Below are 16465 nucleotides of genomic sequence, written 5' to 3' on the forward strand. Positions count from 1 at the left end.
CGAGATTAGGAAGCGGAAGGAGACACGGATGGGACCGGAACGCGGCGCGCGAGCAAGAGCGTCGCCGCCCAGCCGAGCCCCAACGCGAGCGCCGGCCACAGGGCGGCCGTGACGCGACCCGTGGGATCGGGCCGCAACGCGTACACAAGCGCAACCACCGGCAGCGCCACGAGCAGCGGCGTCAGCAGCACGACACGGTACCACCGCAGCAGCCAGCCGCGCAAAATGCGTCGGTGCATGAGTGCCAGCTCAACGCTGAGCCCGAGACCGCCGTGCACCAGCCAGACGAGGGTCGCCGCTTGCGCGCCGAGACTCGGGAAGGCGGCCCAAGCCGCCAGCGTGCCCAGCCCCAACGCCGCGAGCATCATGCCAAAGTGCAGCTGCGTCCACCCGTGCGCCTGCTGCAGCGCCGCCGGCAACCAGCCCAGGCCCGCCATCGCCACGCCCACGGTGAGCCAACGCAGCACTCCCACCTGCTCCGGCTCGGCGCGACCCACCCAGGCCGTCAGGATGTCCGGCGCGAACCACAGCACCGTGACGCCGATCGGCACGAGCACGTGACTCAGCAGTCGCGAGCCCGCGAAGTACTCCGACACGATGCCGGCGGGGTCAGCCGCCGACACCGCGCGCGTGAAGCGCGGGAAGTACGTGCGGTAGAAGGGCTGGATGCCGAGTTGAAGCAGCCCGGCGGCCGTGAAGGCGATGGCGTAGCCGCCAAAGGCCTCCGCACTCAGCATGCGGCTCGCCAGCAGGCGGTCCGCGTTGCCCAACGCGACGGCCGCCAGCGAGGTGAGGGCCATGCCGGCCGAGTAACTCCGCACCTCACGCAGCGCCGCCATGTCGACCCAGCCCACGCCCCGCCAGCCCTGGCCGAGCGCGCCACGGAAGGCCAGCCGCGCCGCCGCCGTCTGGGCGAAGGACACCACCGCCTGCAGCGCGAAGAAGCCCACCAGGCCGCCGCCGCCCAGCACGACGGCCACACCACCGCCGTGCCGCAGCAGCGCCCCGCCCCCCTGCAGCAGCGACACCGCTTTGTGCCGGTGCAGGCCGAGCAGACCGCTGGTGTACAGCAGCGAGGGAAACTGCAACGCGATGCTCAGGCCCATGAGCCGCAGGGCCAGCACCAGCGGTGAGTCCGCGGGCACCGACCAGCGCAGCCACTGGTCGAGCAGGGGCCGCGCCCCGAGCAGGAGAGCCACCGCGATGCCCACCGCCACGAACAGCACCACGCTCTCGAGCGAGCGCGCGGTGGCCACCTGGCGCGCGGTCTCCTCTGGCCCGTCCGCCTGCGCGGCCAAGCGACGCATCAGCGCAGCGCCGAAGCCGAGGTCAAGGAACCCCACCAGCAGCTGCAGGGTCAGCCAGAGCCCCACGACGCCAAAGCCTTCGAGGCCGAGCGCGCGGACGTACCACGGCGTCGCGAAGACGATGGACGCACCGGCCGTCGCGCCGGCGATGAGGTTCCAGCTGACACCGGCCAGCGCGCCGCGAGAGGTCACGGGCTCAGCCGCGCCCTTCGGACCACACCGTGCGGCGGACGTAGTCGATGTAGCTCAGCACGATGCGCAGGACCTGCTTCGACACGGGCCGCATCTCGTAGTCTTCGACCAGCGGGATCACCCGCGTGCCGGACGGCTGCTGCGAGGTCACCACCTGCACGGCGTCCACCACGGCCGCCGGCGCGGTGCCGCACATGATCACCGCCCCCACGTCCATGCCTTCCGGGCGCTCGTGCGCGTCCCGCGTCGTCACCGCGGGGAAGCCGAGGATCGACGCCTCTTCGGTGATGGTGCCGCTGTCCGAGACCACGCAGAAGCTGTCGCGTTGGAGCCGGATGTAGTCGAAGTATCCGAACGGCGGCAGGAAGCGGATCTTGTCATTGCTGATGTCGAGGCCGGCCGCCTCGAGGCGCTTGCGCGTGCGCGGATGCGTGGACACCACCACCGGGAAGCCCCAGCGCGCGTGCAGTGCCTGCAGCGCCTCGAGAAGCTCGCGCAGCCGCTCCGGGCGGTCCACCGTCTCCTCGCGATGTGCGCTGACCACGAAGTAGCGCCCCTTGTCCAGCCCCAAGCGCGTGAGGACATCCGAGGCCGCGATGCCCGGCATCGCGTGCGCCAGCACCTCGGGCAGGTGCGAGCCGGTCTTCATGACCGTCTCCGGCCGCAGACCCTCGGCGATCAAGTACCGCCGCGCATGCTCGCTGAGCACGAGGTTGATGTCGCTCAAGTGGTCCACCACCTTGCGATTCAACTCTTCCGGCACGCGCTGGTCGAAGCAGCGGTTGCCTGCCTCCATGTGGAACACGGGGATCTTGCGACGCTTCGCCGCGATGACGCCGATCGTCGTATTGGTGTCGCCGTAGAGCAGCAGCGCCTCCGGGCGCTCCTGCTCGAGGATCGCGTCGAGGCGCACGAGCACCTGCGCGATCGTCTCGATCGGCGTCGCGCCGGCGGCCGCGAGGAAGTGGTCGGGCTTGCGCACGCCGAGGTCGCGGAAGAAGACCTCGTTGAGCTCGAAGTCGAAGTTCTGCCCCGAGTGTACCAACACATGCTGCGTCGCCACATCCAGCTCGGCGATGACGCGGCTCATCTTGATCAGCTCGGGCCGCGTCCCGACGAGCGTCAGCACCTTACGCATGGAGTTCGTCCCGCACGTAGTCGAGGCGCATCAACGTGTCCACCACGCCCGCGACGTCGAGGCGTTCCGTGTTCGCCGAGGTATAGTCGTCGAGCGCCGACACCTCCTGCTGGCCCTCGACGAAGTACTTCTTGTAGTTGAGGTCGCGGTCGTCGGGCGAGATCCGGAAGTAGCGGCCTTCTTCCACCGAGCGCGAGCGCTCTTCGCGCGAGACGAGCGTCTCGTGCAGCTTCTCGCCGTGCCGCGTGCCGATCGTCCGCAGGGGCACGCGCTTGCCAAAGATCTGCATCAGCGCCTCGGCGAGGTCGCCCACCGTGCTGGCGGGGGCCTTCTGGACGAAGAGGTCGCCCGAGCGCCCGTGCTGGAACGCGTGCCCGACCAGCTCCACCGACTCGTCCAACGACATCAGGAAGCGCGTCATCAGCGGGTCGGTCACCGTGATCGGCTCACCGGCCTTGATCTGCTTGATGAACAGCGGGATCACCGAGCCGCGCGAGGCCATCACGTTGCCGTAGCGCGTGGCGCAGTACACCGTGCTGCCCTCCGGCACGACGCGCGACTTGGCCACGACCAGCTTCTCGGCCATAGCCTTGGAGATGCCCATCGCATTGATCGGGTACACCGCCTTGTCGGTGGAGAGCACCACGACGCGCTTCACGCCCGCCGCCAGCGCCGCGTCGAGCACGTTCTCGGTGCCGAGGATGTTCGTGCGCACGGCTTCCATCGGGTAGAACTCGCAGGAGGGCACCTGCTTGAGCGCGGCGGCGCTGAACACGAGTTCCACGCCGGTCATCGCGCCCGTCAGCGAGCGCGGCTCGCGCACGTCGCCGATGAAGAACCTCACGCGGTCGTCGTTGAGGGCGAGGCGCATGTCCTCCTGCTTCTTCTCGTCGCGCGAGAAGACACGGACTTCCTTGACGCCGTCGGCCAGCGCCCGGCGCAGCACGGCGTTGCCGAACGATCCCGTACCGCCGGTGATGAGAATTCGCTTCGATTCGAACATGGTGTGTGCGGGAAAGGAGGAAACGGTCAGCGGTGCTGGGCCATCATCGCGACGAGCGCCGGCCAGGCCGGCGTGTGGTACCCGGTCGCCGCCGCGAAGCGCGAGCCGTCGAGCGTGCGGTCGAGCACCAGGCCGTCGTCGGGCACGATCTCGATCTGCCTGCGGAACTCGGTCGCGACGAGGCGCAGCAGGTCGTACTTGGAGATCGGCGCCGACGCGAGGTGGTAGAGCCCCGAGAGCTCCGGCCGCGGCACCACGACGTCACGGATGACGCGGCTGATCTCCACCCACGGCAGGCCCGAGTACATGGCCTTCGTGAAGCCCTTCACGCGGCCCTCGGCGTGCAGGAACCACTCCACGAGCCCGCGCTGGGTGCCCAGCTCGCGGCCGATACCCGAGGTGCGCAGCGTGAGCACGTGCGGCGCGGCTGTGACCTCGCCCATCGCCTTCGAGCGCCCGTAGAGGTCCTTGGCGTCGGTGATGTCGGCCTCGGTGTACCCGCCGCGCGTACCGGCGAACACGCAGTCGGTGCTGATGTGCACCATGCGCGCGCCTGCCGCGGCGCAGAGCTGCGCCAGTTGGTGCGGGAACAGCGAGTTCAGCGGCAGCGCCACCAAGGGGTCATCGGCGCTGGAGAGCTGCTTCACGATGCCGACGGCGTTCACCACCAGCGCGGGCCGCGCCTTGGCGAACGCGCGCACGATGGACCCGAAGTCGCCCGCGTCCACGCCGGCGATCAGCCGCGCCCGCGCGGCCTCGGGAAACTGGGCCCGCGCCCCCTCGGACCGCATGGTGCCCCAAGCCTCGAAGCGCGCATCGCGGGCAAAGGCCTCGAAACACGCGTGCCCGAACATCCCGGTCGCACCGATCACCAACACTCGCATGTCTTGCGTCTCGTCCAAGGGGTCGTGGGGGAGCTGCGTCAGGCGGCGCAGAGGTCGCGGAGGCTTCGCGACACGCTGGCCAGCCCCGCAGTATAGCGGTGCTGCGCAGGGACGCGCGGATCGTCGGGATCGCGGGGCCGCCCCTGCTCCGCCAAGCGCCGGCATTCGGCGCGGATCTCGTCCAGCGACAGCGTGGGCGGCAGGACCAGGCAGCGCTGGCCGGCCAAGCGCGCCGAATCGCTGTCGGCCCGGCCGAGGAAGATCACGTGGGCGCCCAGGGACGCTGCGGTCACCGCCTTCGACGGCACGCAGAGGTGCGTCCACGCGTCAGCGAGCGACGCCACGTGGAAGTCCACCTGCGCGAGCTCTGCGTGCGACATCGACGCGCGGAGCTGGATCTCGGGGCGCTGCGCGACGGCGGCGCGCAGCGCGTCCGCCTTCGCCCCCGAGGGCGCGACGGTCACGGCGGCTCCGGCATCGGCGAAGCCGAAGAGTGCGGCTGCCACGCGATCCACGTCGTGCGCTTGACCGATGTTCCCCGCATAGGTGGCAGACACCCCGCGCGCGTCGTCCGCCCCAGCCGCCGGCGGCGGGCTGCTGCTCCTTGGCACGCCGCAGGGCAGCACTTCCGTGCGCGCCCCCGCACGCCCGATCTGCACGAGGTAGGCGGATTGTCCGTCCCCCAGCGCGATGGTCAGGGTGGGCCGCAGGCGACGCTGCAGCCACTGGATGAGGCGCACCGGCAGCGCGCGCGGGCCGGCCAAGCCGGCCGCGACGAAGGCGTCCGGATACAGGTCCATCGTCCAGTCGGCCCACGGGCGGCGGCGAAGGGCGCGCAGCAGCCCCACCCAGAGGCCGACGAGCGGCGGGTCCGTTTGCGCCACGACGACGTCGCAGTGCCGAGACGCCCACGCCAGCCGCATGCCCACGACGACGGAATTCAGCAGGCGCGAGACGCCCGTCTTGGCTGGGTCGGACGCGTCGAGACGGACCGTCTCGAAGCGCCCAGGCTCAGATTCCTTGGCGTGGGCCCCGTCGTAGCGCCCGCCCGCGCAGTAGAGCAGCACGCGAAGGCCATCGTCCGAGCGGGCCAGCGCGTCGGCGAGGGCCGCCGCGTCCGTCGCCGTGATCGCCCGCGTGGACGGCGCATAGCGCGTGATGATGCCGATCGTGGGCATGCGAGGACGGCGGGCGGCTCAGCTGAGACGCGAACGCCAGGCGTCGACGATCTGCTGCATGCACTCCTTCACGCCGATGCGGATGTCCCACTCCGGATAATCGGCCCGCATGCGCCGCAGGTCCGAGTAGTAGCAGATGTGGTCGCCGACGCGGTTCTGATCCACGTACTCGGACTTCATCGGATTGCCGGTGATCGACTCGGCGACCGCGAAGGCCTCGAGGATCGAGATGGTGTTCGCCTTCCCGCCGCCGAGGTTGTACACGGCTGCGCTGCGCGGGCGCTTGAGGAAGGCGTCCACGAAGCGCGCCACGTCCAAGCTGTGGATGTTGTCGCGCACCTGCTTGCCCTTGTACCCGAAGATGCGATACAACCGCCCCTCGAGGTTGCAGCGCACGAGGTACGAGAGGAATCCGTGCAGCTCCACGCCCGAGTGCGCGGGGCCGGTCAGGCAGCCACCGCGCAGGCACGCCGTGTGCATGCCGAAGTAGCGACCGTACTCCTGCACCAGCACGTCGGCCGCCACCTTCGACGCCCCGAAGATCGAATGCGTCGAGTGGTCGATGCGCATCGTCTCCGGGATGCCTTCCACGTATGCCGGATCGTCGTAGTCCCAGCGCGTCTCGAGCTCGCGCATGCGGATCTCATTCGGCGCGTCGCCGTACACCTTGTTGGTCGAGAGGTGCACGAACGGCGCGGCGATCGCGTGCTGCCGCACCGCCTCCAACATGTTCAGCGTGCCGACGGCATTGGTCTCGAAATCGAGGTACGGAATCGCCGCCGCACGGTCATGACTGGGCTGGGCCGCCGTGTGCACGACCGCGTCGGGCGCGATGTCCTTCACCAGCGCCGTGATGCCGTCGCGATCGAGGATGGACGCTTCGTGATGCGTGAACCCCCGGACCTCGCGCACCAAGCGGTCGCGGTTCCAGGAGGTATCCCCCTGCTCACCGAAGAACGTCTTTCGCGCGTTGTTGTCGACGCCGTGGACCTCCCAGCCTTGGGAGGAGAAGTACTCAACCATCTCGGAGCCGATGAGACCGGACGAGCCAGTCACGAGAATACGACGCATGGACACAGGAATGCTAAGGGCGAAAGGTCGGTGGGCCGACAGATGGAACACAGCCGTGGAAATTACCGTGACGCGCGTCAGTGACGCAACGCAAATCACCTCAATGTAGCTGGGGTGGGCGCCGCGCCAAACATGACCTAGGTCACACTCCCGCAACAACCTATGGCGTTTTCCCGCGCGAAGCCCCAAGTTGAGGCGTATCGCGGGTTGTCCTCACGCTGCACCCTCTCTGTGACCGTCGCTCCGTCCGTTGGTTTCGCCCAGCTCGCCCTCGTCGTGGTCACGGCGGCGGTCGCGTTCGGCCTATCGACCTTCTTGATCCCGCCGCTCATCCGGTTGGCGGTCCGCCGCAGCTGGCTGGACGTCCCGACTGAGGCGCGCCGCGTGCACAAGGTGCCGGTGCCGCGGCTGGGCGGCGTGGCCGTCGTCGCAGCGGCCGGACTGACGTTCGCCGTCACGTGGTTCACCGTCGGGCCGGACACGGTCATCTTCCGCGACGCGGGACTGCTGCCCGGCTTGATCATCGCGCTCTCCGTGGTCTTCATCACGGGGCTGGTGGACGACCTCACGGACCTGTCGCCTCGCGTCAAGTTCGGCGCGCAGGTCATCGCGGCGGGCGTGCTCGTCGCGGCCGGATTCCGCATCGAGGCGATCGCGCTCGCGGCAGGCATGCCCGCGCTCAGCCTCGGTTGGCTGTCCGTCCCGATCACGATGCTGTGGCTGGTCGGCATCACCAACGCCTTCAATCTCATCGACGGCATCGACGGACTCGCCGGCACGGTGGCCGTGCTCGCGCTGGTCGTGACGATCGTCGCAGACGTCCTGACGCATGGCTGGTTCCCGCCCTTGCTCAGCATCGCGCTGATCGGCGCGGTGGCCGGCTTCCTGCGGCACAACCTCTCCCCGGCGTCCATCTTCCTCGGTGACGCCGGCGCGATGACCCTCGGGTTGTTCATCGCCGCGCGCGTGACGATGGCCAGCACCTCGGCCGATGGCGCGACCTATGTCGTGCTGCCGTTGTTCGTCCTCGTGCTGCCCCTGCTCGACACGGGTCTCGCCATGGGCCGCCGGTGGCTCCGCGGCGATCCCGTCTCGGCGGCCGATGGCCGACACATCCACCATCAGCTCCTCGCCCTCGGCCTCACGACGCACCAGACGGTCCGCGTGCTCGGGGCGGCCATGCTGGCGTTCTCCCTCGTAGGACTCGTCGTGGTGTTCGCGCCGCCGCAACTCGCGCTGGCGCTCTTGGTCTCCACCGGCATCCTGCTCTGCATCGGATTGCTCTACCTGATTCGCTGGTTGGGCTACGCCGAGTTCGGCGAACTCGGCTCGAGCGTGGCCGCCGGCGTGCGCGATGTGCGGTCGATCATCCGCGATCGCATCCTGGCCAATGAAGTCGCGGCGCGCATCCGCACGGCGAACACGCTCGAAGAGGTCACGGGCGCGCTCGAGAAGCTGACCGACGAGGTACGGCTGCTCGATGTCCAGATCCTCGAGGGCGACGTGCACCTGCACGGGCCGCAGCGCCAGCAGATCTCGCCGGTGGACAAACTGCCGGTCCGCTTGGACTATCCCTGCGCCTGGGAGTCCAACGGCAAGGTGCAGGAGGTGATTCTGCGCCTGTGGAGCACGAGGCCTTCGCCGTCGGGCGCACACGCCATCGAGCGGATCGCCTGCCGCGTCGGACCGGCGCTCGAAGAGTGGCTTCGCACCCACGCCGAGTCCGCAGCCACGGCGGCGCTGTCGCCTCGCGCGTCGCGCAGCGAGCGCACCTGAGCCTGCGCTAGGGCAGCTCCACGCGCGTCACCAGCACCTCGGTGGCTCCGGCGCGCTGCAACTCCACGCGTTCGAGGGCCGCGGGCACCAGTGCCGCGTGCTGCGCCGGGACAGACACGGACTCTGCGCCCGCTCGCAACGTGACCGCCCCTCCGATCGGCACCACGACGAGGCAGCGGCGGCCCTGTCCGCCATCGCGCAGCGCGGACAACGGCGGCAGCGACGCTCCGCGCAGCGCGTACAGCGTGAAGTGCTCCGTCTGCACCACCGGCTCCGCATCGTCCTTCGCGCGTGACCAGCGCGGCTGCTGGTCCAGACGTGCGGCCGCCGCCGACTCCTCGAGGTGCAGGGCGCGCGAAGGCAGGCCCGTCTCCCGGCTCCAGTCGTAAAGCCGGTACGTCGTATCTGACGCCGTCTGCACCTCGAACACCGTCAGCCCCGCCCCCAGCGCGTGGACCACGCCCGAGGGAATCATGATCGCGTCGCCGGCGGCTGCGTCGCGCGTCACCAGGTGCGGCAGCAGCGATTCAGCGCGGGCCGCCTCCAACAAGGCCGCTCGCGAGGCGATATCCGTCAGGCCTGCATAGCAGCGGCCGCCCCGCGACTCCAGGATGTACCACGCCTCGGATTTCAGAAACGCGCCCGGATGTTCCGCCGCGTACTCCGCCGAAGGATGCACCTGCACGGACAGGTTGCGTTCAGCGTCGAGCAGCTTGAACAACAGCGGGAACTGCGGCGCGTCGGCATCGGGTTGGGGAGCGCCGAGGATGGCCTCGGCGTGATCGCGCATCACATCCGCCAGCGAGTGGCCCCGCCATGGGCCGTGTGCCACGACGGAGCGAATGGCGCCACCGCCGGCGCCGGTGGCTGAGGTGGACGCGAGGTCCGCGCAGAGCCAAGCCTCGCCCACGGGCGTGGCGCTCGGCGTCGCGCCGACAAGCGCATGCAGGCGCGTGCCGCCCCAGGGCTTCTCCAGCAGGAGCGGCTCGAAGGTGATGAGACCGAGCGATGAAGTCATGGCGCGAATGATCGCCGTCGCGCTCGCGGGTGTGAAGTGGGGAGTGCGGACTGCAGCGACGCGTCACCGCGCCAACGGTCAGTCCCGATGCTTGAGCATTCGCAGCGCCGTGCCGATCTCGGCCCCACTGAATCCCCGCCGAGCCAAGAACCCATACAGCCGTCGCTGCTGCACCGCCGGCTCCAACCCCTGAAGACTGCGCAGCTTCTTCGCTGCCGCTACCTCGACCGCTGAGCGCAGCGTCTCCCCGCGTGCTGCCGCGTCATCGGCCTGCTCCTCAAGTTCCAACGCCATCTCACCGAGCACACGCTCCGCGATATCACGAGCGACCCCCTTCCGCGCCAACTCCGCCGCAACCCGCCGCGGCCCGAACCCCCGACTCGGCGCCAACCGCGCCCGCGCAAAGGTCCGCGCGTACGCCACATCATCAAGCAGCCCCAGCGCCGTCAGCCTCTCGATGGCCGGCGTGATCTGCTCGTCCGTGAACTCTTTCGTGCGCAGATAGCGCCGCAAATCCGCCTCGCTGCGCGCGCGTGCACCGAGGGTGGCGAGCGCCTTGTCGTAACACGCGATGCCCTGGGCGCTGGATTCGAGGCGCCGCTGCTCCGCTTCGTCAAGCACGCGACCGACCTTGAGCTTGAGGTCGGCAATCAATTCGAGGCTGATGGTCAGCGTAGTGGCGGCGTCAAGCTCGAGTTCGAAGCGACCGGGCTTTCGCGGGTGCTCACGTAGCTTCGTAATCGTCGCCATGAAGGGAGGAGGGAGAGGATGGAGAGATGGAAGGATTGGGAGACGATAACGGGAGATGGGCGGTGATCGTGCGGCGGGAGAGGGGAGATGAGAGAGGCCCGCCTCTCACAGTCACCGCGGCTTCAACGCCTCACGTTTCTGTTGACTCCTCACGCCTCACCGCGCACGACCGCCGCCCGTCTCCCGTTCCTGCTCACCCCTCCCCTCTCCCACGACGGGTGAGCCGAAGCAACCGCCGAAAAAAGAGCCGAGGGCGGACCCTCAGTGGAACGGCGGGGATTCCGGGCCCCGACGACTCACCGTTGATCACACCCTCGGCTCACTTTCAGCTTACAGCTCAGAGCTTACAGCTCCGACGTCACTCGTCTCCCTCTGGCTCGACCTCGGCCTTCGTGATCCCAAGCACCGCCTTCACCTTCTCCTCGATCTCCGCCATCACCTTCGGGTTATCCCGCAGGAACAGCTTCGCGTTCTCACGCCCCTGCCCGATCCGCTGCGAGCCGTAGCTGTACCAGGCCCCCGACTTCTCGATGATCCCGCTCTCCGCCCCGATATCAACTAGCAGCGACGTGTGCGAGATCCCCTCGGCGTACATGATGTCGAACTCCGCCTGACGGAACGGCGGCGCCACCTTGTTCTTCACCACCTTCACCCGGACGTGCGACCCGATCACGTCCTCCTTCTCCTTCACCGGGCCGATGCGGCGGATGTCGAGCCGCAGCGACGCGTAGAACTTCAGAGCCTTGCCGCCGGTGGTCGTCTCGGGGTTGCCGAACATCACCCCGATCTTCTCACGCAGCTGGTTGATGAACACCACCGAGCAGTTCGACCGGGCAATCGCACCCGTGAGCTTCCGGAGTGCCTGACTCATCAGGCGGGCCTGCAGGCCCACGTGCGAGTCGCCCATCTCCCCCTCGATCTCGGCCTTCGGCACCAGCGCCGCCACCGAGTCAATCACGATCACATCGACTGCCCCGCTGCGCACCAGGATCTCGCAGATCTCGAGGGCCTGCTCACCGGTGTCCGGCTGCGACACCAGCAACTTCTCGACATCCACGCCCAGCTTCGCCGCGTACTCCGTATCCAGCGCGTGCTCCGCATCGATGAAGGCTGCGGTGCCGCCAAGCTTCTGTGCATTGGCCACGACGTGCAGACACACCGTCGTCTTGCCGCTGCTTTCCGGTCCGTAGATCTCGGTGATGCGGCCCTTCGGGAATCCGCCGACGCCAATCGCGGCATCGAGGTTGATCGCTCCCGTCGGAATCGCCTCCACCTTCACATGCGCGCCATCCTTACCCATCTGCATGATGGCGCCCTTCCCGAACGACTTCTCGATCTGCGACACCGCGAGCCCAAGCGCCTTCTTGCGATCGTCCTGCTGTGCCGCCGTCGTAGCCATCGTTGCCTCGGAGAGGTAAAAGGGAATCTACCCGCATGGGAGTTCGGGGCTACCCCCGAACGAATAGCGAAAATCTGCGCCGCCGAACTGATACCGAAGAAAGTACGAACCGCGCAGGCGATGTCAATAGGGAATCCCCAGTGAATTTCGCCGCCGTATACTTTCGACACACCGTTTGGTGATTTTCTGACAAATCATTGTAATACAACAACTTAAACCGTCTCAGCGACGTGGATACTTTGTTGGCAATTTTGTCGCAGAGACCACTTTTCAACACTTTCCCACATCGGCTTGCTCGCCTTCGCGCATAGCCGAAAGCGCGCGATATCGGGTCGGATTTCTCAGCCGTTGCCCACCGAAAACGCATTTGTGACGTGCTTCACCTGCACCCGGTCGGCGGCGACCAGAATCCCGACCACATCGAACTGATACTGCTCGCCGGAGCGTCCGTGCCGATCGATCCAGACCCGCGCGGATTTGCTGAGCTCGCGCTGTTTGCGATGATGCACGGCTTCGACCGGGTCGCCGAATTCCTCACCCTTCCGTGCCTTCACTTCGACGAAGGCCACGAGCGCATCGCGCTGCGCGACGAGATCGATGTCGCGGCGGCCGAAGCGGAAGCGCCGCGCCAGGATCGTGTAGCCATGTTTGCGCAGCCAGCGTTCGGCGATGCGTTCACCGAGTTGGCCGAGGCGTTGGTTGTGTGACATGGCGGGAATGTGCGGACGTCTCCCGCCGACTATGGCATCGGTTCATTGCATGCCGTGGCGCGATTTGCCGACTGGGAGACGTCGCAGGGGGACAGGGGCGGAGACAGGGAGACGCGAATGGGAGAGAGGGGGGGGCAGACGTCTCACGAACGTCGCACGTCTCCCCACCCCTCTCCCCCATTCTCTTCTCTCACCCTCCGCCCCTGCCCCGTCCCACGTCTGCCACTCGGGGCCCGCGCAGTTAACTCGCCGCCGTCTCCAGCACCCCCGGCATCGCAGAAAGCACCAAGCGTTGAAGCGCGACTTTCTCGCTGGCGCGGTCGATGTCGATCCCGACCAGGTTTCCGTTCGCGTCGTAGTCCAACACCACGCCATCCGAGACCTCGACGCTATCTACGCTGGTCGCTTCGGAGAGGTCGATGTACAGCGAATCCGTGTCGCGATGATAACTCAGTCTCACGGGCGAAACCTCCGGTCGGGAAACGCATTGTGGATTGTCCGCCGATCCTCGAGCGTCACCACTCGGAGGAATCTACCCTCGAGTTCGGGAACTCGGGCCCAGAAGCGCCACCGCCCGCTCGGCTCGCGCTCGGCGCGATACGGGTTGGCTACGACGGCGACGCACCACTCTACCCTGAGGTAGGGTCGCTTTCGCAGCACGTCGCGTTCGAAGTAGGCGGTGAATCGTGGCTCGGGCACAGCGGGACGCTAGTCGCGCAGCTGGCGAGCTCGAGAAGCCAACCATCGCGGCACGGCTCACTGCCTTGCGTCCACCTGTGAGACGTCGCACGGGCTCTGACGCGAGGAGGGGAAGCGCTCTCGATGAGCGCTTCCCCTCCTCGGTGACGAACCACAGCCATTGCGCGCGACGTGGCATCTGTGTCGCGTCCTTTCGGACGCCTGGCGGTGCGCGTCTTTCCGCCCTTGTGACTCGTCACTCTACCCTGAACAAGCTATGCCTTCGCGCGAGCCGCTGCAACGACCGGCGTGATACGGGGAACGCGGTGCTCACCCACAAGACGCGAGCATCGGCGGAAGGCTCCACGACTTTGACGGCAACCGCATACTGCTGTCCCGCATCTGCAGGTCCGATGAACAAGAGGCGCTGTCGGCCGCTTCGCTCGAACCCAACGAGGGCGGGAGATGAGATGACTGCGTCGAGTGTGCGGAGCACGGAGACAGGAAGCGCAGGGACCCCGCGGGCGAGCATCATGCATGATGTCGGCGAGGCGCGAGAGGTCACTCATCCTTTTCGCGCATGCCGGCGCATGGAATAGTGGGAGACGTCGCAGGGGGACAGGGGCGGAGATAGGGAGATGCAAATGGGGGAGATGAGGGGCAGACGTCTCACGAACGTCTCACGTGCTCCCCCCATCTCCCCCATTCCCGTCTTCCACCCTCCGCCCCTGCCCCCGTCCCGCGTCTGCCAGCGACGGCTAGGCGGCCCGATCCCCGGCAATGCGATCCAGATCTTCGAGCCCCACCAAGACATCACGCGGCTTCGACCCATCCGGCGGCCCCAGCACCCCCGCCAGATGCAACTGATCGATGATCCGCGCCGCACGGCCGTAGCCGATCTTGAGCCGGCGCTGCAGTAGCGAGGTGCTCCCACCCTGGTGCTGAATGCACACCTCCGCCGCCTCGCGGAACAGCTTGTCGCGGTCGCCCACATCCTCGGCGGCTTCTTCGCCGCCGCCGGCCTCGAGGGCCTCCATCGCCTTCACCTTGGCGAGGATGTCGTCCTCAGGCGTGGAGTCGGAGACCATGAGCCCCTGGGCCTCGAGCGCAGCCTTACGGGCTTCCTTCCGCTCGCGATACCAGCTCACCAAGCGCTCGGTGTCGTCGTTGCTCAGGAACGCGCCCTGCAAGCGGCTGGGCTCGCTCTTCCCCGGCGGGATGAACAGCATGTCGCCGTTGCCGAGCAGCGACTCGGCGCCCATCCCGTCGAGGATGGTGCGGGAGTCGATCTGCGAAGCCACGCGGAAGGCGATGCGGCTGGGGAAGTTCGCCTTGATGAGACCGGTGATGACGTTCACCGACGGCCGCTGCGTGGCGAGGATCAGGTGGATGCCGATCGCGCGGGCCTTCTGCGCGAGCATGGCCAGCGGCGTCTCGACTTCCGCCGCGACGGTCATCATGAGGTCGGCGAGTTCGTCGATGACGACGACGATGTACGGGAGGATGCCGCCCGTGTACGTGCGGTCCTCGAAGCCGACGTTCGGGTCCTTCGGCTTCTTCAGCTCGTGGCCGTCGCGGACCTTCTGATTGAAATCTTGGATGTTGCGCGCGCCGTTCTCGGCCAGCAGCGCGTAGCGCTCCTGCATCTCGAGCACGGCCCACTTGAGCACCGACGCGGCGTCACGGTTATCGGTGACGACCTTGTGGCGCAGGTGCGGCAGCACGTTGTAGACGGAGAGCTCGACCATCTTGGGGTCGACCATCAAGAAACGCAGGGTCTTCGGCGTGTGCCGGTAGATCAGCGAGGTGATGATGGTATTCACGCAGACCGACTTTCCCGAACCCGTCGCACCGGCGATCAGCAGGTGCGGCATCTTCGCCAGGTCGGCGATGACGGGACGGCCCTCGAGGTCGCGGCCCAAGCCGATGGGCAGCGCCATCGGCTTGCCCTGATAGTCCTTCGACTCGAGCATCTCGCGGAAGGCGACCATCTCCGGCGTGGGATTCGGTACTTCCACGCCGACCGCGCCCTTCCCCGGAATCGGCGCAACGATGCGAATGCTCGGCGCACGCATCGCGAGCGCGAGGTCGTTGGCGAGATTGGCGAACTGGCGCACCTTCACGCCCGGCGCCGGCTCGATCTCATACTGCGTGACGGTCGGGCCAGACGTACGGCCAGTGAGCGTACCCGAGACCTTGAAGGTCCCGAGTGACTCGATGAGCTTGGCGCCCATGGCGTCGAGCGCCGCCTTGTTGGCGGCCTCGTTGCGCGGCGGAGGCGGCGTGAGCAGCTCGATGCTCGGCAGCTCATCCGGATCCGGCACGTTCGTCTTGCCGCGCGCCGCCGGCGCAGCCACCGCGTCCGCGTCGGATTCATCGTCCCGCGACGCCTTCTTCTTGCCGCCCTTCGCCTTGCTGCCCTTCAGCGCGAGCTGCGGATCGTCCTCGGATTCCTCGACCAGCGTATCGATGGGCGTCTCCACGCGCGGCGGCTCCGGTTCGCGCGCCACTGGCTTCGGATCCAGCCCCATCAGCGACAGATCGACAGAGGGCATGGCCGCCGCATCCGGCTCAAGCACTTCAGCCTGCGTGAGCTGGTCCTTCGTGTCCTTCGTGACTTCGTGGTGAACGCCGTTCTTCGAACGCCCGATGTTCAAGAGCGCGCGCACCGGATTCCAGCCGATGGTGACGGCAGCAAGCGCCGAGAACCCGATCGCGACGACGATCCAGGCTCCGGCGAAGCCAATCACCTGCGTGAGGTAGTAGGCCGCGAAAGAGCCCCAGAGGCCGGTGAGGATATCGGCCGTGCCCGGCGGCACGGCGTCGAGACGCGCGAGGCCAGCCGCCACGGGGATCAGTGCCGCGAGGCCAATCGTGAAGAAGAGAAAGCGTTGATCTTCGCTCTCTTCGAGCCGCCCGAGCAGGCGCAGGCCGTGCACGGCGGGAATCAGCGGAACGATGACCGCGGCCAGCGCGCCGACGAGGCCGAGCACGGACCAGCGGATGCAGCCGCCCACGGGGCCGAAGGCGCCACCGGCGACCGAGCAGGATTCGGAGTACGCGGGTGTGCGACCGAAGATCAGCGCGCCGGCAATGAACAGGGAGCCCAGGAGCAGGACGATGCCCGCGACTTCGGACTTGAGGCGCGAGCCCTTGGTCGGCTCGCCTGCGCCCGCGCCCGCGCCGGCATCGGATCCGGTGGGTACGTCGGCGCCACTACGCGTCGACGGCGAGGCGTCGGCGGTCGCGTCCGCGGCGTCCTTCCGCACGCGCGTGCGGCGCGCCTTGGGGGCGAGCGGGGAGTCCGCGGGGGGCAGTTCGTCGAGGGCCGGCTTGCGGGGCATCGTCTCTCTGGGTCGGA

The 16465-nt window shown here is 67.9% G+C and carries 13 protein-coding genes; 1 reads left to right on the forward strand and 12 read right to left on the reverse strand.

Annotated features, from left to right (window positions below; translation table 11 throughout):
• Positions 1-5: 5 nt before the first annotated feature.
• From Strain318_RS08920 to Strain318_RS08945, 6 genes are read right to left on the reverse strand one after another with little or no spacing between them, the layout of a single operon-like run.
• Entirely contained in the window at positions 6-1499 is a 1494-nt protein-coding gene (locus Strain318_RS08920) for a lipopolysaccharide biosynthesis protein (protein WP_367885357.1), read from the reverse strand.
• Between the two features lie 4 nt (positions 1500-1503).
• Positions 1504-2637: a non-hydrolyzing UDP-N-acetylglucosamine 2-epimerase gene (gene wecB / locus Strain318_RS08925; RefSeq protein WP_367885358.1), complete on the reverse strand. Its 1134-nt coding sequence runs from the start codon at positions 2635-2637 to the stop codon at positions 1504-1506.
• A complete protein-coding gene (locus Strain318_RS08930; RefSeq protein ID WP_367885359.1) occupies positions 2630-3640 on the reverse strand; it encodes a polysaccharide biosynthesis protein in 1011 nt (336 codons plus the stop codon). Before Strain318_RS08930 ends, wecB begins: the two co-directional genes overlap by 8 nt.
• Before the next feature lie 26 nt (positions 3641-3666).
• The gene (locus tag Strain318_RS08935; RefSeq protein ID WP_367885360.1) at positions 3667-4524 is read right to left on the reverse strand and encodes a dTDP-4-dehydrorhamnose reductase family protein; all 858 of its coding nucleotides are present in this window, start codon (positions 4522-4524) and stop codon (positions 3667-3669) included.
• Positions 4525-4562: 38 nt separating this feature from the next.
• Complete coding sequence (locus Strain318_RS08940) at positions 4563-5702, reverse strand: glycosyltransferase family protein (RefSeq protein WP_367885361.1); 1140 nt, start codon at positions 5700-5702, stop codon at positions 4563-4565.
• An 18-nt stretch (positions 5703-5720) separates the two neighbouring features.
• Positions 5721-6773: an NAD-dependent epimerase/dehydratase family protein gene (locus Strain318_RS08945; RefSeq protein WP_367885362.1), complete on the reverse strand. Its 1053-nt coding sequence runs from the start codon at positions 6771-6773 to the stop codon at positions 5721-5723.
• 231 nt (positions 6774-7004) lie between these two features.
• Between Strain318_RS08945 and Strain318_RS08950 the strand changes: the two genes are divergently transcribed.
• The gene (locus Strain318_RS08950; protein ID WP_367885363.1) at positions 7005-8549 is read left to right on the forward strand and encodes an MraY family glycosyltransferase; all 1545 of its coding nucleotides are present in this window, start codon (positions 7005-7007) and stop codon (positions 8547-8549) included.
• Between the two features lie 7 nt (positions 8550-8556).
• Here Strain318_RS08950 and Strain318_RS08955 read toward each other — a convergent pair whose 3' ends face one another.
• The 6 genes from Strain318_RS08955 to Strain318_RS08980 form a co-directional block, all read right to left on the reverse strand.
• Positions 8557-9567 (reverse strand): type I phosphomannose isomerase catalytic subunit, encoded by a 1011-nt coding sequence (locus Strain318_RS08955; protein WP_367885364.1) that lies wholly within the window; start codon positions 9565-9567, stop codon positions 8557-8559.
• A gap of 78 nt (positions 9568-9645) precedes the next feature.
• Positions 9646-10317, reverse strand: coding sequence for a regulatory protein RecX (locus tag Strain318_RS08960; RefSeq protein ID WP_367885365.1), 672 nt, complete (start codon positions 10315-10317; stop codon positions 9646-9648).
• A gap of 358 nt (positions 10318-10675) precedes the next feature.
• Positions 10676-11716 (reverse strand): recombinase RecA, encoded by a 1041-nt coding sequence (gene recA / locus Strain318_RS08965; RefSeq protein ID WP_367885366.1) that lies wholly within the window; start codon positions 11714-11716, stop codon positions 10676-10678.
• Positions 11717-12057: 341 nt separating this feature from the next.
• Positions 12058-12426: a YraN family protein gene (locus tag Strain318_RS08970; RefSeq protein ID WP_367885367.1), complete on the reverse strand. Its 369-nt coding sequence runs from the start codon at positions 12424-12426 to the stop codon at positions 12058-12060.
• A 241-nt stretch (positions 12427-12667) separates the two neighbouring features.
• On the reverse strand, positions 12668-12886 hold the full coding sequence (locus Strain318_RS08975; RefSeq protein ID WP_367885368.1) for a DUF2283 domain-containing protein: 219 nt from the start codon (positions 12884-12886) through the stop codon (positions 12668-12670).
• A 976-nt stretch (positions 12887-13862) separates the two neighbouring features.
• Entirely contained in the window at positions 13863-16448 is a 2586-nt protein-coding gene (locus Strain318_RS08980) for an FtsK/SpoIIIE family DNA translocase (RefSeq protein ID WP_367885369.1), read from the reverse strand.
• Positions 16449-16465: the final 17 nt, after the last annotated feature.

This window comes from Pseudogemmatithrix spongiicola (assembly GCF_030623445.1).
Lineage (GTDB): Bacteria > Gemmatimonadota > Gemmatimonadetes > Gemmatimonadales > Gemmatimonadaceae > Pseudogemmatithrix > Pseudogemmatithrix spongiicola.